General features: G+C 60.9%; 18 protein-coding genes. 8 read left to right on the forward strand and 10 right to left on the reverse strand.

Annotated features, from left to right (window positions below; all coding sequences use genetic code 11):
- Nucleotides 1–247 precede the first annotated feature (247 nt).
- A complete protein-coding gene (locus BLQ98_RS09040) occupies nt 248–1,477 on the reverse strand; it encodes a sigma-54-dependent transcriptional regulator (protein WP_093733024.1) in 1,230 nt (409 codons plus the stop codon).
- Complete coding sequence (locus BLQ98_RS09045) at nt 1,474–3,240, reverse strand: ATP-binding protein (RefSeq protein WP_093733025.1); 1,767 nt, start codon at nt 3,238–3,240, stop codon at nt 1,474–1,476. Before BLQ98_RS09045 ends, BLQ98_RS09040 begins: the two co-directional genes overlap by 4 nt.
- A gap of 71 nt (nt 3,241–3,311) precedes the next feature.
- On the opposite strand from BLQ98_RS09045, the gene BLQ98_RS09050 reads away from it, so the two are divergent.
- Entirely contained in the window at nt 3,312–4,496 is a 1,185-nt protein-coding gene (locus BLQ98_RS09050) for a cytochrome P450 (RefSeq protein WP_093733026.1), read from the forward strand.
- 11 nt (nt 4,497–4,507) lie between these two features.
- Here BLQ98_RS09050 and BLQ98_RS09055 read toward each other — a convergent pair whose 3' ends face one another.
- Nucleotides 4,508–4,969 (reverse strand): Lrp/AsnC family transcriptional regulator, encoded by a 462-nt coding sequence (locus BLQ98_RS09055; RefSeq protein WP_005853026.1) that lies wholly within the window; start codon nt 4,967–4,969, stop codon nt 4,508–4,510.
- A gap of 141 nt (nt 4,970–5,110) precedes the next feature.
- Here BLQ98_RS09055 and cysG point away from each other — a divergent pair, with 141 nt between their 5' ends.
- The 6 genes from cysG (at nt 5,111) to BLQ98_RS09085 (ending at nt 10,581) form a co-directional block, all read left to right on the forward strand.
- Nucleotides 5,111–6,505, forward strand: a complete 1,395-nt coding sequence (gene cysG, locus BLQ98_RS09060) for a siroheme synthase CysG (protein ID WP_093733027.1) — start codon at nt 5,111–5,113, stop codon at nt 6,503–6,505.
- Complete coding sequence (locus BLQ98_RS09065) at nt 6,505–6,804, forward strand: DUF2849 domain-containing protein (RefSeq protein ID WP_093733028.1); 300 nt, start codon at nt 6,505–6,507, stop codon at nt 6,802–6,804. The genes cysG and BLQ98_RS09065 overlap by 1 nt, the downstream gene beginning before the upstream one ends.
- Nucleotides 6,804–8,468 carry a nitrite/sulfite reductase gene (locus tag BLQ98_RS09070; protein WP_093733029.1) on the forward strand — a complete coding sequence of 555 codons (1,665 nt, stop codon included), beginning with the start codon at nt 6,804–6,806 and terminating at the stop codon, nt 8,466–8,468. Before BLQ98_RS09065 ends, BLQ98_RS09070 begins: the two co-directional genes overlap by 1 nt.
- Nucleotides 8,458–9,246, forward strand: a complete 789-nt coding sequence (locus BLQ98_RS09075) for a phosphoadenylyl-sulfate reductase (protein ID WP_093733030.1) — start codon at nt 8,458–8,460, stop codon at nt 9,244–9,246. The genes BLQ98_RS09070 and BLQ98_RS09075 overlap by 11 nt, the downstream gene beginning before the upstream one ends.
- The gene (locus BLQ98_RS09080) at nt 9,243–9,656 is read left to right on the forward strand and encodes a DUF934 domain-containing protein (RefSeq protein ID WP_093733031.1); all 414 of its coding nucleotides are present in this window, start codon (nt 9,243–9,245) and stop codon (nt 9,654–9,656) included. Before BLQ98_RS09075 ends, BLQ98_RS09080 begins: the two co-directional genes overlap by 4 nt.
- Nucleotides 9,657–9,744: 88 nt before the next feature.
- Complete coding sequence (locus BLQ98_RS09085; protein ID WP_093733032.1) at nt 9,745–10,581, forward strand: ferredoxin--NADP reductase; 837 nt, start codon at nt 9,745–9,747, stop codon at nt 10,579–10,581.
- A 115-nt stretch (nt 10,582–10,696) separates the two neighbouring features.
- On the opposite strand, the gene BLQ98_RS09090 is transcribed toward BLQ98_RS09085, so the two are convergent.
- Nucleotides 10,697–11,404, reverse strand: coding sequence for a hypothetical protein (locus tag BLQ98_RS09090; RefSeq protein ID WP_093733033.1), 708 nt, complete (start codon nt 11,402–11,404; stop codon nt 10,697–10,699).
- Nucleotides 11,405–11,564: 160 nt separating this feature from the next.
- Between BLQ98_RS09090 and infC the strand changes: the two genes are divergently transcribed.
- Entirely contained in the window at nt 11,565–12,167 is a 603-nt protein-coding gene (gene infC / locus BLQ98_RS09095; protein WP_093733034.1) for a translation initiation factor IF-3, read from the forward strand.
- A gap of 80 nt (nt 12,168–12,247) precedes the next feature.
- Here infC and BLQ98_RS09100 read toward each other — a convergent pair whose 3' ends face one another.
- The 6 genes from BLQ98_RS09100 to BLQ98_RS09125 all read right to left on the reverse strand — a co-directional run bounded on the left by BLQ98_RS09100 (nt 12,248) and on the right by BLQ98_RS09125 (nt 20,401).
- Nucleotides 12,248–14,170 (reverse strand): OmpA family protein, encoded by a 1,923-nt coding sequence (locus tag BLQ98_RS09100; protein WP_093733035.1) that lies wholly within the window; start codon nt 14,168–14,170, stop codon nt 12,248–12,250.
- A gap of 162 nt (nt 14,171–14,332) precedes the next feature.
- Nucleotides 14,333–15,124 (reverse strand): FAD binding domain-containing protein, encoded by a 792-nt coding sequence (locus BLQ98_RS09105; RefSeq protein ID WP_093733036.1) that lies wholly within the window; start codon nt 15,122–15,124, stop codon nt 14,333–14,335.
- Nucleotides 15,125–15,279: 155 nt separating this feature from the next.
- A complete protein-coding gene (locus BLQ98_RS09110; RefSeq protein ID WP_093733037.1) occupies nt 15,280–17,643 on the reverse strand; it encodes a xanthine dehydrogenase family protein molybdopterin-binding subunit in 2,364 nt (787 codons plus the stop codon).
- Between the two features lie 193 nt (nt 17,644–17,836).
- Complete coding sequence (locus BLQ98_RS09115; protein ID WP_093733038.1) at nt 17,837–18,322, reverse strand: (2Fe-2S)-binding protein; 486 nt, start codon at nt 18,320–18,322, stop codon at nt 17,837–17,839.
- 130 nt (nt 18,323–18,452) lie between these two features.
- Nucleotides 18,453–19,436 carry a molybdopterin-binding protein gene (locus BLQ98_RS09120; protein ID WP_093733039.1) on the reverse strand — a complete coding sequence of 328 codons (984 nt, stop codon included), beginning with the start codon at nt 19,434–19,436 and terminating at the stop codon, nt 18,453–18,455.
- Nucleotides 19,433–20,401: an XdhC family protein gene (locus BLQ98_RS09125; protein WP_093733040.1), complete on the reverse strand. Its 969-nt coding sequence runs from the start codon at nt 20,399–20,401 to the stop codon at nt 19,433–19,435. The genes BLQ98_RS09120 and BLQ98_RS09125 overlap by 4 nt, the downstream gene beginning before the upstream one ends.
- Between the last annotated feature and the right edge of the window lie 108 nt (nt 20,402–20,509).

The following is a 20,509-nucleotide window of genomic DNA, read 5'->3' on the forward strand; positions in this document are numbered from 1 at the left end:
GTGATGTCTCCTCCCAGAGAACTGTTTTTCAAGTCTCGGCACCTGGTCGTTCCAAATGCGGTGGCGATACTAGAGCGTTATTTTGCCGACCTCACAAGACGGAGGACTTGAAAGATGGAGGGGACGTTAAATATATTTAATATCAAAAGCTTAAGTGCCGTCATTAAGGTAAAAATCGACCAAACCCATCCGATTTGTGCGGATAACCGCACACCGTGCACCGCCCTTGTGCGAAAATCCGCACAGTCTAGCCGCGAAAGTCCTCTGGCCGAATCCCGTAGCGGGCCAACTTGTCATAGAAAGTCTTGCGCGGCAGCTTGAGCGCCGCTGCCGCCGAACTCGCCTGGCCCTGCGCGCGGCGCAACGCTGCACGGAGCAGCGATTGTTCGACTTGTGCCATTTGATCCGACAGGCCAAGGGTCGCATCCGGCGTGACCTCGTCCGATACGCCCATGACAAAGCGCATCGCCTCTGACATCAGCGCGCGCGCATTGCCCGGCCAGTCTCGCGCCATCAGACCCGCGATCATCTGCGGTGTCACCTCGGGTGGCTGGACGCCGGATTGCTCGGCCGCCTGATCGACATAGCGGCGAAACATCGTGGCGATATCCTCGGGCCGCTCTGACAAAGACGGGATGCGCACAGTCATGACTTCAAGCCGGTAATAGAGATCCGCGTGGAACTGCCCCTCGGTCACAAGGGCCTGCAGCGCGCGCGCACTGCCTGCGATCAGGCGCACATCGTGGACCTGATCCAGCGCTTCGATCAGGCTCAGCTGGGTCTGCGCGGGCAGTTGGGCTACCTCGTCGAGAAACAGACTGCCCCCTGACGCCGCATGCAGCGCATCGCTCACGTCATCCGGGCTCAGCCCCGCGGCGGCGCGTTTCACGAAAGGACCCTTTGATCGCTGCGAGGACAGGTGGATCACTTCGGCCACTTTTGAAATACCAGACCCCGACGGACCGGTGACCAGCACCTCGGCATGCGCCTGCGCCACGCGGCGCACCTTATCGCGCAGCCGTTCTGAAAGATCAGACGACCCAAAGATCATCCGTGCGGCCGGGTCGCCAGTTTCCACGATATGCAGCAAACGGCGATTTTCCAGCACCAGTGCCCGCGTCTTCAGCGCGCGCTCAATCACCGTCAGCAGCGCGGCAGGCGCACAGGGCTTTTCCAGAAAATCAAAAGCCCCCGCCTCCATCGCGCGCACCGCCATGGGGATATCTCCCTCGCCCGTCAGCAAGATCACCGGCAGATCGGGGTCCTGTTCATGGGCGTAGGACAGCAGGTGAAACCCGTCGCGCCCGGGCATGCGCATGTCTGACAGGATGATCCCGTTAAACCGTTCTGTTATACGGTCCTTGGCGGCGACAAATGACCCTGCTGCGACCACTTCGATATCCGCAAGCTCAAGCGTCTGCGCCAGCGCCTCGCGGACAGAGGCATCGTCATCGATCAAAAGAACGGTTCTGCTCATGCCTGCCCCTCCTCACCCGTATCGGCGCTTTCCAACGTCACAGAAAACATCGCACCGCCCGCATCAAGATTTGAGCCGCGAATGTCCCCGCCAAAGCTTTGCACGATGCCATAGCTGATCGACAACCCCAGTCCCATGCCGCTCATGGTGCCTTCGGTAGCGTTGCCCACCGACTTGGTCGTATAGAACGGGTCGAACACCTTATCCGGCATTTCAATTCCCGGACCGGTGTCGCAAAACGTTACGCGCACGGGATCCGCGGGATCGACGGTGATGGTCAGCCGTTTGCACTCGCTGCCGCCCATTGCGTCGACGGCATTGGTGATGAGGTTCACAAACACCTGCCCCAGCCGCACCTCGCCGCCCCGCACCCAAACGGGCGCATTGGCGGGCCCGTATTCAAGCGCGACCCCCGCATCGCGTACATAGGTTTGGGTCAGCTCGAGTGCGCTGGCCACCACGCGGGTCACATCCACCCGGGTCTGCGGCACACTCTCCTGCCGCGCAAAGGCCCGCAGGTTCTGAATGATCCGCGCCATACGGTCGGCCATCTGCGAGATACGGGTCAGGTTTTCCGCCGTCCGGTCCGGACGGTCACGCTCAAGGAATTGCACCGCGTTTTCCGCAAAAGACCGGATCGCCATCAGCGGCTGGTTCAGTTCGTGACTGATGCCCGCCGACATCTGCCCAAGCGCAGACAGCTTGCCCGCCTGCACCAGATCCGCCTGCGCACGGCGCAGGGCGGCTTGTGCCTCTTCGCGCTCTGTGGCCTCGCGGCGCAATTCGGTGTTGCTGGCGTTCAGCGCGGCGGTCCGTTTGGCGACCTGACGTTCAAGGGCGGCATTTGCATCCGACAGTGCGCGACGCCGTTCGGTGGCCAGAAACAGCAGCGCGCCAAAGGCAAGGCAGAGCGCTGCCACCGCCGCCGCCTGTGACAGCGCCAGCCGCTGCGCGCCCTCGATGTCCAGCAAGACTTCGCCCGTCATGCCTACCACCGGCAATGCACGCGTCAGGTGCAGCGCGGCATCAGGCAGATACGGCCCCCAGCCCATGCGCCAGATTTCATGAGTCCCGACCTCTGAAACGGCGAACTCAAGCTGCGCCCCATCAGGCGGCACCAACCTTTGTGCGCCCTCGGGCCGCGCCCAGAACAGCAGCTCTGACCGGTTGGCGATTTGGACAACGCCATTGGTATCGGTAAAAAACGCCGCCGGATTGCTGCCGCGCCAGTCATAATCGATGCCATTCAGATCGGTCGACACCACCACCGCGCCGCGCACCTGACCGTCCGGTGCAAAAACGGGGGCCGCGTGGAAATAGGCCCGGTCGGTCAACGGCGCTGCAGGGCCGTGCCCCCAGCCAAGCGCGCCACGCAATGCGCGCCGGACAAAGCCCTGTTCCGCCCGCGGCACCTGCGCCGCGTCTGTCCCAAGCGCGGATACAATCACATCGCCTGAGCGGTCCAACACCTGCAAATCCAGCGCCGTGGTCTTGTCAGCAACCTTTTGCAGGAACGCTTGGGCCTCGACCACGGGCCGACGGTCCAACACTTGCGCCACCTGCGGGTGATCCGCCAGAAACACAGCCAGATCGCGATAGCGTTGCAGCTGCCCGACGAGCCGGTCACTCACCAGCGACAAATCCGCCTGCCCGCGTGCATGCAGCTGATCCAGCCCTTGCAAATAGGCATAGCGCCAGACCCCGCCGGACAGCGCCAGCACGGTGATCAGAAACAGCACAAAACTGGCGACGCGGCGGCGCATTCCGGAGGTCATAGCGTTATTTGGCACAGACCCGCTTGCAAACACCAGAGCCGCAGCTATTGCTAGGCCCCATGAAAACGCTGAACCTTTCCCCGCTTGATCCCGAATTTGTCCAAAACCCCTATGGTGCCTATGCGCAGGCCCGTACGGATGGCCCTGTGCTGTTCTGGCAGGACTATGGCATGTTGGCCGCCTTTGACGCAGCCACGGTGCAAGCGCTGCTGCGCGACCGCCGTTTGGGCCGCGAGGTCCCCGCCGACCAGCGCAAGCCCACACCCGATCACATGCGCGACTTCTATGCGGTGGAAGACCAGTCGATGCTCGAGCTTGAGCCGCCAACCCACACCCGTCTGCGCGGGCTAGTGCTGCGCGCCTTTACCTCGCGCCGGATCGCCGACCTTGCCCCCGAGATCGAAGAAATCGCGCAAGGCTTGCTGGACGATCTGCCCAAGGGTGAACCGTTTGATCTGATCCCCGCATTCTGCACCCAGCTGCCCGTGCGCATCATCGCGCGGCTGCTTGGCGTACCCGAAGATATGTGGCCCGACCTCCTGCGCTGGTCCAACGATATGGTCGCCGTCTACCAGATCGGCCGTACCCGCGCGACCGAAGAGGCCGCCAATACCGCCGCCGCCGATTTCACCGCCTTCCTGCGCCGCTATGTCAATGAGCGTCGCCAAGACCCGCGTGACGATCTGATCACCCAGCTGATCGCCGCCGAAGAAGGCGGCGAAAAACTAAGCACGGATGCGCTGATCGGAACCTGTATCCTGCTGCTGAACGCAGGACACGAGACGACGGTACACGCGCTTGGCAACGGGATCGCCTGCTTGCTGGAAAATAACACCCCTGCCAGCGCCCTCGCCCCCGATGCGATCAACGCCACGGTCGAAGAGATTCTCCGCTACGACCCGCCGCTGCATGTTTTTGAACGCTTCGCCTACGAGGATATCGAACTGGGCGATGTCACGCTGGAAAAAGGCCGCAAAATCGCGCTGGTGCTGGGGGCCGCTGGCCGCGATCCCGCGCTATACGACCAGCCCGATCTGTTCGACCCCGCCCGTCCGGCCAAGGCACATGTGGCCTTTGGCGGCGGCTTGCATTTCTGCGTCGGCGCGCCGCTGGCACGGCTGGAAATGCAGATCGCGCTGCGTGCGCTTTTTGACCATGCGCCGAACCTGCAACTTGCCGAAGCACCGCGCTTTGCCAATACCTACCATTTCCACAAGCTGGAACGGTTGATGGTCACGCTGTAAGCGGCCCTGCGTTACAGCGGCAGCATAGTGGTAGATTTGATCTCTTCCATCGACAGCAGCGCTGTGACGTTGTGCACGCGGACCTCTGAAATCAGCGCCTGATAAAAGGCATCATAGGCGCGGGCGTTTTTGACGCGGACCTTGAGAATATAGTCGATGTCCCCGGCCAACCGGTGCGCCTCTTGCACTTCGGGGCGGTTTTTCAACGCCTTGAGGAACGCGGCCTGCCAATCGGCCTCGTGGGACGAGGTGCGGATCAACACGAAGAAGCAGGCCTCGAAGCCAAGCGCCTCTGCATCCAGCACAACCGTATGCTGCCCGATCACCCCTGCCTCGCGTAGTTTGCGAATCCGGTTCCACACAGGGGTCTTGGAACTGCCTACCTCGCGGGCAATATCGTCCAGGGACTGGCTCGCATCACGCTGTAACTGCGCTAGAATTTTCCGGTCTACGTCGTCGATCCGAACATCCATTCTGTTTTCCCTTCAGTCTGTGGTCTGCTGTTCTGTCTGCTGCGCAGAATAGAACGTACGTCCTTATATCCGCAAGCACCTAGCGCCATATCGGAATTATTTCCTATATAGAGGTCAAGCTAAGCGCAAGGACCGAACCACATGGATCACTTCCCAATCTTTCTCTCCACCAAGGGCCAGCGCATCGTCTTGTCAGGCGGTGGCGAAGCGGCATTGGCCAAACTGCGCCTGCTGCTCAAGACCCAAGCCAAGATTAGCGTCTTTGCCCCGACCCCCGCGCCCGAGATCACCGCCTGGGCCGACGCGGACCGTCTGACGCTGCACACCCGTGCCCTGCGCCATGGCGATGTCCTGTGCGCGAAACTGTTCTATGCCGCCGATGAGGACGACGCCGAAGACGCCCGCACCGCCGCAATTGCGCGCGCCGAGGGTGCTTTGGTCAATATCGTCGACAATCTTCACGACAGCGCCTTTATCACGCCTGCCATCGTGGATCGTGATCCTGTGACTATCGCCATCGGCACCGAAGGCGCGGCCCCGGTGCTCGCCCGCGCGATCAAGGCGGATCTGGAAGAACGCCTGCCCGCGACCCTTGGCACACTGGCGCGCATTGGCAAAAGCTTCCGCAAGATGGCCGATGCCCTGCCCTTTGGCCGTGCGCGCCGCGACTTCTGGCGGGACTATTACTTTGCTGCAGGCCCCCGCGCCGTGGCGGATGGGAAGACGGCGGTTGAAAACGCGCTGAGCACGCTGCTCGTCGACCACCAGTCCCGCGCCGCACGCGCCGGTCACATTGCCTTTGTGGGCGGTGGCCCGGGTGACCCCGAATTGCTGACCCTCAAGGCCCGCCGCGCGTTGGATGAGGCCGATGTGGTGATCTATGACCGGCTGATTTCCCCCGAAATCCTTGAACTGGCCCGCCGCGAGGCGCTGATGATCGATGTGGGCAAAGAGGGTTTCGGCCCCTCCACCGCGCAAGAGACGATCAACGATCTGCTGGTTGAACACGGCCAATCCGGCGCCCAAGTGGTGCGTCTGAAATCCGGCGACGCCACCGTCTTTGGCCGCTTGGATGAAGAAATCGACGCCGTAGACGCCCATGGCATCGGCTGGCACATCGTGCCGGGGATCACGTCGGCTTCTGCCGCCGTGGCCACCATCGGGCAAAGTCTCACGAAACGCGGGCGCAACGCTTCGGTCCGGTTCCTGACGGGTCACGATATGAAGGGGTTTGCTGACCATGACTGGGCCGCGCTCGCGCGCCCGGGCGAGGTCGCCGCGATCTATATGGGCAAGAAATCCGCACGCTACATCCAAGGCCGCCTGCTGATGCATGGCGCGGACCGCAGCACGCCTGTCACCTTGGTTGAAAACGCCTCCCGCGCCAACCAACGTATCGTCGAAACCACGCTGGACCGCTTGCCCACTGACCTTGCCGCGGCTGACCTCGCTGGCCCCGCCCTTACCTTTTACGGCCTTGCCCCGCGTGCTGCAGCCCGTGCCACAACCGAATTTTTCCAGGAGGAGATGGCATAATGGCCAAGCCCTTTACCCCCAAAGTCGTCACAGCCAATGCCTTGCTTGAAGGCGACGTGATCTACCAGACCGCAACCGGCTGGACCCGCAAGCTTGAAGAAGCCGAAGTGCTGACCGACGAGGCCGACGCCGACCTGCGCCTGATCGATGCGATCCAGCAGGCCGACCTGACTGTCGGGGCCTATCTGGCCGATGTCGACACCAGCTCTGTCGCACCTAAACCAACGCATTTCCGCGAAGCATTCCGCGCCAAGGGCCCAAGCAACTACACCCATGGCAAGCAGGAGGAGGTTCAATAATGTACAGCTACACCGAATTCGATGACGCCTTTATCGCCGAACGCAACGCGCAATTCCGCGGGCAGGTTGAACGCCGCATTGACGGCTCCCTGACCGAGGATGAATTCAAACCGCTGCGCCTGATGAACGGGCTCTACCTGCAACTGCACGCCTATATGCTGCGGGTGGCCATTCCCTATGGCACGCTCAGCAGCCGCCAGATGCACAAGCTGGCCGATATCGCTGCCAAATGGGATAAGGGCTACGGCCATTTCACCACGCGCCAGAACATCCAGTACAACTGGCCCCAGCTGCGCGATGTCCCCGATATGCTGGACGCGCTGGCCGAGGTGAACATGCACGCCATCCAGACCAGCGGCAACACCATCCGCAACGTGACCGCCGACCATTTCGCCGGTGCCGCCGCGGATGAAATCGCCGATCCGCGCCCCGTGGCCGAACTGATCCGGCAGTGGTCCACCGACCACCCCGAATTCCAGTTCCTGCCGCGCAAGTTCAAGGTCGCTGTCTCTGGCGCCCCCCATGACCGTGCGGTGATCAAGGCCCATGATATCGGCCTCCAAATCGTCGAGAAAGACGGCGAAATCGGCTATCAAGTCATCGTCGGCGGCGGCCTTGGCCGGACCCCGATGATTGGCAAGGTGCTGTATGAATTCGTCAGCTCGGAAGACCTGTTGCCCACGCTCGAAGCCATCGTATCGGTCTATAACCTCCTGGGCCGGCGCGATAATAAGTACAAGGCGCGGATCAAGATCACCGTGCATGAGAACGGCATCGATGACATCCGCGCACGGGTGGACGCCCGCTATGCGCTGATCCGCCCGCAGTTCACCGGCGTTGACCAGCAGATGCTGTCGCGCATCGAGGCGGATTTCGCCAGCCCGACGTTTAAAACGGCCCCAATCGACACGTTTACCGCCGCCTATAACAGCGATCCGGTGTTCAAAAGCTGGGCCGACACCAACTTGACCGATCACCGTGAAGACGGCTATGCCATCGTGTCGATCAGCCTCAAGGCGCATGGCGAAACACCCGGCGACGCGACCGCAGAACAGATGCACCGCATGGCGGAACTGGCCGCCGAATACGGCCACGACGAACTGCGCATCAGCCACGAGCAGAACGTGATCCTGCCCCATGTGCACCGCAGCGACCTACCCGCCTTGCACGCGTCGCTCAAGCAGGTCGGCCTCGCCACCGCTAATATCGGACTGATCAGCGACATCATCGCCTGCCCCGGCATGGACTACTGCGCGCTGGCGACAGCGCGGTCTATCCCGATCGCACAAGAAATCGCGACCCGCTTTGACGAGCTGAAGCTGGAACACGATGTGGGCCCGCTCAAGATCAAGATCTCGGGCTGCATCAACGCTTGTGGTCACCACCATGTAGGCCACATCGGTATCCTCGGTCTCGACCGTGCGGGTGTGGAAAACTATCAGGTTACCCTGGGCGGTGACGGCACTGAAAACGCTGCCATCGGCGAACGGGCTGGCCCGGGCTTTTCCGCCGACGAGATCATCCCGGCGATTGAGCGGCTGGTCATAGGCTACCTTGATCTGCGCACGGACGCGAGCGAGTCCTTCTTGCAAGCCTACCGTCGTCTTGGTCTTGCCCCGTTCAAGGCCGCCCTCTACCCGGAAGCACAAGCCAATGCCGCGTGATCAACTGACACTTCCAAATGGGGAAAAAATCCTCCCCGAAGGGCCGGACCGCGTCGCAACGCTGACCCGTCAGGTGGAAAAGCTGAACGATGGCCTGCGCCATCACAGCGCCACCGACGTGCTGCGTGCCGCGATCGACAACGTGCCCAATCTGGCGCTTGTCTCAAGCTTCGGGGCGGAATCCGTCGCCCTGTTGCACCTTGCGTCTATGGTCAAACGCGATCTGCCGGTGCTGTTCATCGACACAGAGATGCTCTTTGCCGAAACGCTGGTCTATCAGCAAGAGCTGAGCGAACGGTTGGGACTGCGCAATGTGCAGACGATCCGCGCGCAGGACGTGGCAGAGAAAGACCCCGACGGAACGCTGCATCTGCGCGACCCGGACGCCTGCTGTGCCTTTCGCAAGACCGTGCCTCTGCAGCACGCGCTAGAGGGGTTCGACGGTTGGATCACGGGGCGCAAGCGGTTCCAGTCGGGCACCCGCGCCAGTCTGCCGTTCTTTGAGGTCGAAGCCCCAGCTGATGCGCCCGCGCGGATCAAGGTGAACCCGCTGGCACATTGGCAGGCCTCTGATGTATCTGATTACATCGACGAGAACCGCCTGCCCCGGCACCCGCTGGTGGCCCAAGGCTATCCCAGCATCGGCTGCGCGCCCTGCACCTCCAAGGTGAAGCCGGGCGAAGACCCCCGCGCCGGACGCTGGAGAAACATTGAAAAAGAAGAATGCGGTATTCATTTTGTCGATGGCAAGATGGTCCGTGTAGGAGCAAAGACATGACACAGTTGATCAACGATCAGGGGTTTGTGGCGGATGATTTCGCCACGCCCTACGCCCCCTTCGATGCTGCTGAAGGCGTAGAAGCGGGTGCGACCGCCCTTGACGTCCCCTCTGACGTGCAACCGGAAACGATCCCGGTTGACGGGTCGGTGTCGATGATCCGCGTGGCCTTCCCCAGCTCGGCTGACGGGCGCGGTTTCACCATTGCACGCCAGCTGCGTCTGCGCGGCTATACCGGGCGGCTGCGGGCCCATGGCCACGTGATTGCGGACCAATACGCGATTGCCCGCCGGTCCGGCTTTGACGAGGTAGAGATCCCAGATGAACTGGCCGCCCGTCAAACGCAGGACCAATGGTTGGCCCGCGCAAACTGGCAAGAGCATAATTATCAGGCGCGACTGCGCGGCTGATCGGGCTTTCTGGCCTTCGATGCTTTCCCTGTCCTCTTCCTTCCCCTAGAGAAAGGCTGCGCACCGCGACCTGCGCGCAGATGAAATTATGACCGAGCAAAAAGTAGTGACCCAAACCGACGCCAAACCCGTGCCGACCCTCCCTGACGCGCAGACCGTGACCTCCGTTAAACATTGGACGGACCGGCTGTTTTCCTTCCGCGTGACCCGTCCGGCGTCCTTGCGCTTTCGGTCAGGCGAATTCGTGATGATTGGCCTGATGGGCGACCCGCACCCCGAGACCGGCAAGCAAAAGCCCCTGCTGCGCGCTTATTCCATCGCCTCGCCGTCATGGGACGAAGAGCTGGAGTTCTATTCGATCAAAGTGCAGGACGGTCCGCTGACCTCGAAACTGCAGCACATCCAGCCCGGCGACGAAATCATCCTGCGCCCCAAGCCCGTGGGCACGCTGGTCCATGATGCACTGCTGCCCGGCAAACGGCTGTGGCTTTTTGCGACCGGCACAGGTTTCGCGCCTTTCGCATCGCTGCTGCGCGAACCCGAAACCTACGAGAAATTTGATCAGATCATCATGACCCACACCACCCGCGACGTGGCCGAGCTTGAGTATGGGCGCACGCTGGTTGAAGGTCTTGCCGACGATCCGCTGATCGGCGAGATGATCGGCGACAAACTGGTGTACTACCCCACCACCACCCGCGAGCAGAGCCCCAAGATGGGCCGCATCACCAACCTGCTGCAAGACGGCACTGTGTTCAAAGACCTTGGCATCGATGGCATCACCGCCGAGACCGATCGCGGTATGGTCTGCGGCAGCCTGGAATTCAACAAGGATATTAAGGACGTGCTGGAAGGGTTCGGGCTTGAGGAAGGTGCAAATTCCGATCCCAAACACTATGTCGTTGAAAAGGCTTTTGTCGGCTGATCCGATGTAGCGGTGCGCCCCCGTGGGGCGCATCACCAAAAATGTCAAAGCCGCGCCCCTGTTAGGGACGCGGCTTTTTCTTGGCCTGTCGTCAGGCACCGGTGGCGGCCTGTGCTTATAGCGCAAGCGCCTCGCGGATTTGCGCAAGCATCACACGCAAGGTGTCCGGGTTTTCAGCCGCCGTCGCCAGACCGTTTTTCAACAGCGTTTTCTGCGTTGCCGGCAGGTCAGACGTCTCGATCATGGTCTGCACCTTCTCCAGGTCGAACCCGTCAACCGTGGTCAGCTGCTCTGGCGTATCGGCGTCGGCGGTGACATCGGCCTGAACCTCTGCACTTGCTTCTGTTTGCGTATCAGCTTCGGCCCCTTCGGGTGCGGTGTCGGACTGGGTGGTGCTGGCAGCGTCGTTGTCGCCCGCGTCGCTGGTTGCCATTGCATCAGCCTCGGGGCTACTGTCCGCTTCACCGCTCGTATCAGCAGTCTCATTGGCGGCCTGCGTTGCATCATCGGCCAGCTTATTGGTCGCGTCCACAGCGCTTTCGCTTGCCTCGGCAGCAGCATCCGCCACGTCTTCGGCAGCTTCGGCCAACGCGTCGGCTGCCGTGTTTGCAGCTTGCGTTGTCGCCTTGACCGCGTCGGTCACGGCACCCTCTGTTGCCTCGACAGCGTCGCCCACTGCTGCGGTCGCGCTTTCCAACGCTTCGGGCGCATTGACCGCATCAGACGCATCGGTCGCGATCTCTTGGACGGACCGCCCCGAATACAACATGTACGCGCCTAGCGCGATCACCCCTGCGATGACAATCCAGATGAGGTTTTTCATGATGCTGTTGTTCCTTTGAACTTTGTTAATCCCCTGCAGCACATACAATATGCTCGTGCGCAGCGTCAAATGCGCGATACGTCGCTTCACCTCGGGGAAATCACCACCAAAACAGCCATTTTACCCTGTATATGCGCCATTTTGCGACTTGAAGAAGACCATGAGCAGGTTTACCTTCCGTTCTCGACATCACTACAACAATCAAAGGACGATCATCATCGCTCGCAGACCGCATAACGCGCCGCCGCAAAGAGACACCGGCCCGCGCATCAACGAAAATATCCGCTCCAACGAAATCCGGCTGATCGGCGCGGATGGCGAAAACGTTGGCGTCGTGACACCGGATCGCGCCATGGAAATGGCTGTTGATGCCGGACTTGATCTGGTCGAGATTTCGCCCAATGCCAACCCGCCCGTGTGCAAGATCATGGACTTTGGCAAATTCAAGTATGAGACGCAAAAGCGTGAAGCCGAAGCGCGTAAGAAGCAAAAGATCATTGAGATCAAAGAGGTCAAGTTCCGGCCCAACACTGATACCAATGACTATGACGTCAAAATGCGTAACGTGTTCAAGTTCCTCGAGAACGGCGACAAGGTAAAGATCACATTGCGCTTCCGTGGCCGTGAGATGGCGCACCAGAATCTGGGCCGCGAGCTGCTGGAACGTGTCGCCGAAGACACCAAAGAGATGGGCCGCGTCGAAAACTTTCCGAAAATGGAAGGCCGTCAGATGGTTATGCTGATCGGACCGCTGCCTAAATAATTCCAGACGATCAATCGTCTGAAACTTAAAAAGCCCCCGCAGTTTCCTGCGGGGGCTTTTCTTTGTTTATACCGATGGGGTTACTGGCGCAGCAAACCGGTGATGTTACGCACAACCGCACGACGGTTGGCTGGCTCGGCTGTCGGCGTCGACACCTTCAGCGCACTTTCGCCATACCCTTGCGTAATCAGGTTGGCTGGCGGAACGTCAAAGTATTCCGTCAAGGCCAAGGCCACAGTTTCGGCGCGGCGGTCGGACAGAGCAAGGTTGTAGCCCGCATCGCCAACAGCATCCGTATGCCCTTCGATCAAGATTACAGTACGTGGGTCTTCCTTGATCGCATTACTGATGACGGTCCCGATTTTGGACAGCGCACGCGCTTGTTCGGGCTGGATCGCGGCGGAACCTGTTGCAAAGCGCACGGCGTCCAGTTCGATTTCAGGTGCTAGGGCACGCACCTGACGCACATCACGGACCTGACGCAGCGAATACCGCTGAGCCTGCTCGCCACGAAGCTGGGTTTGCAGGGCAGCACGCAAGGCTTCTTCGTCTTGCTGGCTGGCAAAGGTGTTGGTCTGTGTCTCGATCTGAGGCAGCTCGTTCACGATGATGCGTTCTTCTGCACGTGTATCGTCGAACAGCACATATTCATTGCCCTGTGGGTCGACGTTGATCCGACGCAGAACCGTACCGTCGCGGCCCAGAATGGTCACGATCTGGCTGCCGTTCGGCTTGATCACCGTGGTACGCGAAGAGCCATCGTTAAAGGTCTCGCGGCGCACTTCGTCGCCAGCTTGACGCACCAGCGCATCGTCATCTTTCAACACGCGCAGGTCACCGCTCGGGTCCTGAACAACCAGACGATCGCCAGAGTTACTGACCACTTTAGAGCCGTTCTTCAAGACGGCCCCGACCGCAACTGCACCAAGGCCAAGAAGCAACGCCTTCTCGAACTTGCTCATGCCGTCGTCATCATCTTTCTTAACTTCGGCGTTCTCTTGCGCTGCAGTATCGCCGGACACATTGGTCGAGAACTCTTCGTCCGACGCACGTGTGTCTTCCTCGGTGATTTCCTCTACGACAACCTCTGCCTCGGTCTCACCGGAATCAGCAGCAGCTGCAGCTTCGGCAGCGGCGGCTGCATCGGCAGCGCGCTGTTCTTCGCGTGCGTCTTCGGCAGCTTGCTCAGCTGCTAGATCAGCGGCGATCTGTTCTTCTGTCCGCTGTTCAGTAGCCGTGTCGGCTTGTGTCTCGGTTGCCGAAGATGTGCCGGCTGGAACCTCGGTTTCAGCTTGGGTTTCTGCGCTTGCATCGTTTTGCTGGGCAGTGTCCGTATCAGCAGTCGATGTGGGCTCAACCGCATCTGCTGCAGCTTGCTCGGCCTCTGCTTCGGCAGCAGCATTTGCCTCGGCATCCGCCGCAATTTGTGCGGCTACCGCGTCTTCACGCTCGGCCTCAGCTTGGGCTTCGGCTGCGGCGGCTTCTTCTGCTTGCGCAGCTTGGGCGTCAGCAGCAGCCTGAGCTTCAGCGGCCTCTTGTTCAGCGGCTTGTGCAGCAGCTGCGGCTTCGGCGTCAGCAGCGGCCTGGGCTTCAGCGGCTTCTGCTTCGGCTTGCGCGGCAGCGGCCTCTGCGTCGGCGGCGGCTTGCTCTTCAGCAGCCTGTTGAGCTTCAGCAGTCGCGTCAGCTTCAGCTTCGGCTGCTGCGGCGGCTTGGTCCTCTGCGGCGTCTACAGTTTCAGCAGCGGCTTCTGCAGTGGGCTGGGCCTCAGCCTCAGACTGGGCTTCTGCTTCCAGACCGAGCGCCTCGGCCAGACCACCATCGGCACGTAAAGTCATCATCTGATCTTGATCAGCGACAACGCTGCCGTCAGGCAAGACGCATGGAAAAACAGTCTGTTCCCCCTCGCTCACGCAGCTTTCAGTTGTTTGGGCAAAACCACCTGCGGGCAAAGCAAGCGCCAGACACATGGTCAGTGATGTCGTGGATTTCAAAAGTTTATACATTCTATTCCTCACGGTATTATGGACGCCGTTCGGGCAGCGTTACGGCATAACGCCGATGCTGCGAATTCGTTCCACGCTTCGCGCAAGCAACAATGATACAGTCAGCAAAAAACCGCCCCGAGGTTTCCCAAGGGACGGTTTCCATCGCAATGTATACTATGGTTAGACCAATGCGCCGACTGCGCGCTTGGTCATGACGGCTACCAGATGCGCGCGGAAATCGCCGCTGCCGTGCAGGTCGCTGATCATGCTGTCACCGGGCAGGCTCAACCCTGACAATGCCTCGACGTTGAAAGTGCCGCTGAGCGCGTTTTCTGCCTCTGACCAACGGAACACTCCTTCTTCCGAGGCACCGGTCACGGCGACACGCACCCCGTCCGCAAACTTGGCCACAAAAACGGCAACCAGCGGGAAGCGCGAAGCAGGCTGGATAAACTTTTCGTAATGCGCCTTTTCAGGGATTGGAAAGCGCACTTCTGTAACAATCTCGCCCTCATCCAGCGCCGTCGCGAACATCCCCTCAAAGAAATCGTCGGCCGCAATCTCGCGCGCATTTGTGACCACCGTCGCGCCGCTCCCTAGAACGGCGGCCGGATAACAGGCAGAGGGGTCATTGTTGGCAACGGACCCGCCAATCGTGCCGCGATTACGCACAGCCGGATCACCGATCCGCGCGGCAAGACCCGCCAGCCCAGGGTAATGCGCCTGTGCTTCCTTGGCGACAACCGCATGCACAGTCCCGCCACCAACGCACAATTGGCCATCGTCGCCCATACGCACACCGCGCATTTCTTCGATCCCGCTCAACGACACCAGAACTGACGGCATCGCCAACCGTGCCTTGAGCGTGGGGATCAGCGTTTGCCCGCCGCTCAGAGGTTGTGCTTCGTCCTGCCCCAATGCCGTGATCGCCTCTGCGACCGTCGCGGGCTTCACTACGTCGAAATCATACATCTTGCGTCCTTCCAATCTCAGAGCGGGCCTTGGCCTCTGCGCCGCTCTTCATTTTGCCAATAAACTCCGGGGGCGCGGGGGTTGGCCCCCGCTTTCCCTTATTTTCTGCGCCAGAGGCACATAGAGGGCTGAACCCTGCACCTGCCCCAACCGTCTTATCCGTTCATCGCCGCCCAAACCCGCGCCGGTGTGACGGGCATGTCGATATGTCCGACATCCTTACCGCCCGAGCGCATGGCGTCCAAGACCGCATTCACCACAGCCGGAGGCGACCCGATGGCCCCCGCCTCGCCGCAGCCTTTCACGCCCAAGGGGTTATGTGTGCAGGGCGTCTGGCACGAATGGTCCACCGTATAGAACGGCAGATCACTGGCCCGTGGCATTGCGTAATCCATGTAGGATGCGCTCAGCAGCTGGCCGTCACTGTCGTAGGCACAGTTCTCCATCAGCGCCTGCCCGATGCCTTGTGCAATCCCGCCATGGACCTGACCGCTGACGATCATCGGGTTCACAATGTTGCCAAAATCATCCGCCGCCGCGAAACGGTCGATGGTGACGTGACCGGTCTCGGGGTCCAATTCGACCTCGCAGGCATAGGCCCCCGAGGGGTAGGTAAAGTTCGACGGATCATAGAACGCGGTTTCCTCCAGGCCGGGTTCGATATCCTCCAACGGGTAGTTATGCGGGACATATGCCGCCAAAGTCACATCACCCCAAGCGACAGACTTATCTGTGCCAGCCACACTGAACGCCCCATCCTTCAGCTCGATATCCCCTTCCGAGGCTTCCAGCAAATGCGAGGCGATCTTTTTGGCCTTGGCGATAATCTTTTCTGTGGCGCGCACCATCGCCGAACCGCCAACCGCAAGCGACCGTGACCCGTACGTCCCCATCCCCATTGGGGTATTCGCAGTGTCACCATGCACAATCTCGATCATTTCCTCAGGGATACCGATCATTTCGGCGATGACCTGAGGGAACGCCGTCTCGTGGCCCTGGCCGTGACTGTGGCTGCCGGTCATCACCACCAGACCGCCCGTCGCATTGACCCGCACGGTGGCAGATTCGTATAGACCCGCCCGCGCGCCCAATTGGCCCACAAGGTTCGAGGGCGCGATGCCGCAAGCCTCGATATAGCAATTCACGCCGAACCCACGCAGCTTGCCCTTGGCCTCGCTGTCCCTGCGGCGCGCGTCAAAACCGGCGAAATCTGCGATCTCTTCCAGCTTGTCCATCGTTGCGACATAGTCGCCCGTGTCGTATTCGACCGCGACCGGCGTGGCGTAGGGGAATTCGGTGATAAAGTTCTGCCGCCGCAGAGCAATTGGATCGACCCCCAGTTCATGGGCACATTTATCAACCAGCCGTTCCAGCTGGTATGTGGCCTCTGGCCGGCCCGCGCCACGGTATGCATCGACGGGCACGGTATTGGTAAACACCGCCTTTACGTTCACATAAATCAGCGGCGTCTTATAGTTGCCCGCCATCAACGTGCCGTGCAGCCATGTGGGCACCGACGGCGCGAAGGTCGACAGATAAGCCCCCATATTCGCGTAGGTATCCGTGCGCAGCGCGGTAAAGTTATTGTCTGCGTCCAGCGCCATCTGGATCTTGGTCACATGGTCACGCCCGTGGGCGTCGGACATGAAGGCCTCTGACCGGCTGGACGTCCATTTCACCGGACGGTTACAGGCTTTGGCGGCAAAGGTGCAAAATGCCTCTTCCTGATAGTGAAAAATCTTGGTGCCAAAGCCGCCGCCCACATCGGGGGCCACAACCCGCAGCTTGTGTTCAGGGATGCCCAGAACAAAGGCCCCCATCAACAGACGGATGACGTGAGGATTCTGCGACGTGGTATAAAGTGTGTGATCCCCTGTGCCGCGGGCATAATCGCCGACAGCCACACGCGGTTCCATCGGGTTGGCGACCAAGCGGTTGTTCACGAGTTCAAGCGTGGTGACATGTGCGGCGTCTTCAAACGCCTTATCCACGGCACCTTTGTTTTCCTCAACAAAACCCCAGTCGTAACACAGGTTAGAGGTCAGATCGTCATGCACCTTGGGTGCGCCGTCCTGTACCGCTTGCTTCATGTCCACCACAGCGGGCAGATCGGTGATATCGACAACAATCGCCTCTGCCGCATCGCGGGCTTGGGACAGGGTTTCAGCAACGACGGCGGCAATCGGTTCGCCCACATGGCGCACCTTACCGTCGGCCAGCACGGGGTGGCGCGGTTCCTGCATCGGCTCGCCATGCTTGTCGGTGATTTGCCAGCCACAGGGGATAGAGCCCACTTCGGTGAAATCGGCACCGGTAAAGATCTTCACGACCCCCGGCATCCCATCGGCTGCCGAAGTATCGACCGAATTCAACACCCCATGGGCGATATCCGAGCGCAGAAAGAACACATGCGCCTGTCCATGCAGGTTGATATCGTCGGTATAATTCCCCTCACCGGTCAAAAACCGGATATCCTCGCGCCGCTTGCTGCTGGCACCAATTCCGCCGTCCTTTGGCATGGTAAATTCCTCCCTATGGGGTACGGATCAGGTCCGCACCGTCGTATGTGGCTTATGCGATTAGCTGTATTCTTATGTCTTCAATCTTTAGGTGATGCGGATCCCCCGTCCACGTGGGGAAGCGCGGTTTTCGAAAGGGGTGCGCCGTGTCCTCCCGACCCTGCGCAAACAGGGCCACACGGCACACCGTTGGTTATTCGGCAGCCAGCGCGCTAACGTCTTGACCAGATGCGGCCATGATCGCTTTGACGATGTTGTGATAGCCGGTGCAGCGGCAGATATTGCCGTCAAGATAGTGGCGAACCTCGGCCTCGGTCGGCTTGGGGTTGTCTTTCAGCAGCGACGACGCAGACATGATCATGCCCGGCGTGCAAAAGCCGCATTGCAGCCCATGGTGATCCTGAAACGCCTGCTGGATCACGGTCAGCGACCCGTCGGGATTGGCCATGGATTCGATGGTCTTGACGTCTGCGCCCTCGGCCTCGACCGCGAGCATGGTGCAGGCCTTGACCGCTTCGCCATTCACATGGACCACGCAGGCCCCGCACTGGCTGGTATCGCAGCCGATGTGTGTGCCGGTGAGGCTCAGGTTGTCGCGCAGGAATGACGCCAGCAACGTGCGTCCTTCGACGGCACCCGATGCAGGTTTGCCGTTCACGGTCATTTTGACCTCGGTCATGATGTTCCTCCCGTTTTATGTCATGTGTTAAGCAGAGTTAAGCACGCCAAAGAGGCGTTGAGAACAGAAATTTTCGGCGTGGTTGAACTTCGCCGGCATATCGCGGCGCTCATCACCCGTGCGTCGGGGGTCAACCGCGTCTTGGTTGCGGGCGTGTTACGATCTCTTTCAGCAGACCGCCGACGCCCATGCCCGCGATGTCGCGAGGGGTCACATCCACACCACAGATCACGCGCGACAGCACCCAATCTGCCCCATTCAACGCAGGGGACCGCGCACAGCCCGGCAGGCCTATCACCGGGGTATCGCCCCTGTGCCCCAGAAACAGCAGATTGCCCGGATCAACAGGCATGCCAAAGCGCGAGACCTCACCCCCTGCGGCACGCAAGGCTTGTGGGGCCACATCATCAATATCGGAGGTAGCAGAGCCTGTCAGGATCAACGTCAGCGCCGTATCCGCCGCGGCAATGGCATCGCGCAAAGCGGAAATTTCATGCGGCACAATCACGATGTCTTTGAGGGTGACATCCAGTGCTGAAAGCCGATCCGCTATCGCCTTTTTGCCCTTATCCCCTGCGCCGCCGTCGATTTCGGTGATGATCAACGTGGCGTCTTTGATCTGTGGCGGCAGCATCCGGATCGCGCCGCGACCTGCCTCGCAGGCGGCGTCCAGGTCATGGTCTGCCACAGCGTATGAGATAATCTTGATCGTGGCGACCATCCCCCCCGCTGCCATCTGTTGGAACGGCGGCACGGTGGCCAGTGTGATCATCGGATGCACTGCATTCAACGCCTCAAGCGCGGCCACATCCAGATGCACGATGCCCGGTCCATCGGCCAGCAGGTTCACGCGGCCGGTAAAGGCGCGTGTCATCGTCAGATGCGGATGATCTGCAAGCACGGCTTGCGCGACCTGTGCCGCGGCAGTGTTTTCATCCACATCGCCCGCCGAAAGCTGCGCAACGACGACCGTCTCGATCCCCTCTGCCCGAAGCGCGTCCAGATGCGAGGGCGCCAGCCGCAAGCCTTTGCGCAATCGGCCTGACGGCAACGCGATGGAGTGGGCCAGCACTGCGCCCTCGGCCTGCGCAGTCTCGACGGGTCCGAACCTCACGGTTTTCTCAAGGTTTGGATCATCTGCGACAGGATCGACACCGCGATCTCGGGCGGACCGGCGGCGCCGATATCCAGCCCGATGGGCCCGTTGATCCGCGCGATCTCGGCGGCGGTAAAGCCTGCTTCTTCCAGACGCGACACGCGGGCGGCATGGGTCCGCTTTGACCCGAGCGCGCCGATATAGAACGCGTCCGAGCGCAAGGCGATGTGCAGCGCGGGGTCGTCCAGTTTGGGGTCATGGGTCAACAGCACGACGGCGCTGCGGGTATCGACGCCGACGGTATTCATCGCCGCGTCCGGCCAATCGTTGAACACCTGTGCATCGGGGAAACGCGCTTGCGAGCCAAACGCCTCGCGCGGGTCAATCACCACGGCGTCGAACCCCGCGACCTGCGCCATGGGCACCAGCGCTTGGGCGATATGCACGGCCCCGACGATGACCAGCCGCAGCGGCGGATTATGGATCGTCACAAATGTATCGCCGTCTTCCTCTACACCGGACCGGTCCATCCGGAAGCGATCCGCATAGCCGTCGTCTACCAGCCGGCCGGCCCCGCCAGACAGCGGCACCTGATAGGCCACGGGCTGACGTGCGGCGCGGGCGCGCACCAGATCAGACAAGACGTCAAACGGCATAGCGCCTGCGCCAATTGGTTCGACCAACACGCGGATGCGCCCGCCACAGGCCAACCCGACCGCAAAGGCGTCGCCATCGCTAACGCCATATTCCAATAAACGCGGGGTGCCATCCTCGATTGCCTCAAGCGCTTCGACCACCACGGCCCCCTCGACGCAACCGCCCGAGACAGATCCCTGCATCTCGCCATCAGCCGCGATTGCCAGCTGGGCCCCGACACGCCGCGGGGCTGACCCCCATGTCTCTACGACCGTCGCCAGCGCGGCCCCACGGCCCGCTTGCGCCCATGCATAGGCGCGTTCTGGTGCGTTCTCGAAAATCTCCATGGCGGGTGGCCTCCTTAACCTTGTCGCGGCGGCGACTGTTCTTATGTAGGGCCTCCCAGCCCCCCGCTCAATCAGATAACGGGGAGATAACTTGCACGCCGCCCTTCA

This window comes from Sulfitobacter litoralis (genome assembly GCF_900103185.1).
GTDB classification, from domain to species: Bacteria; Pseudomonadota; Alphaproteobacteria; order Rhodobacterales; family Rhodobacteraceae; genus Sulfitobacter; species Sulfitobacter litoralis.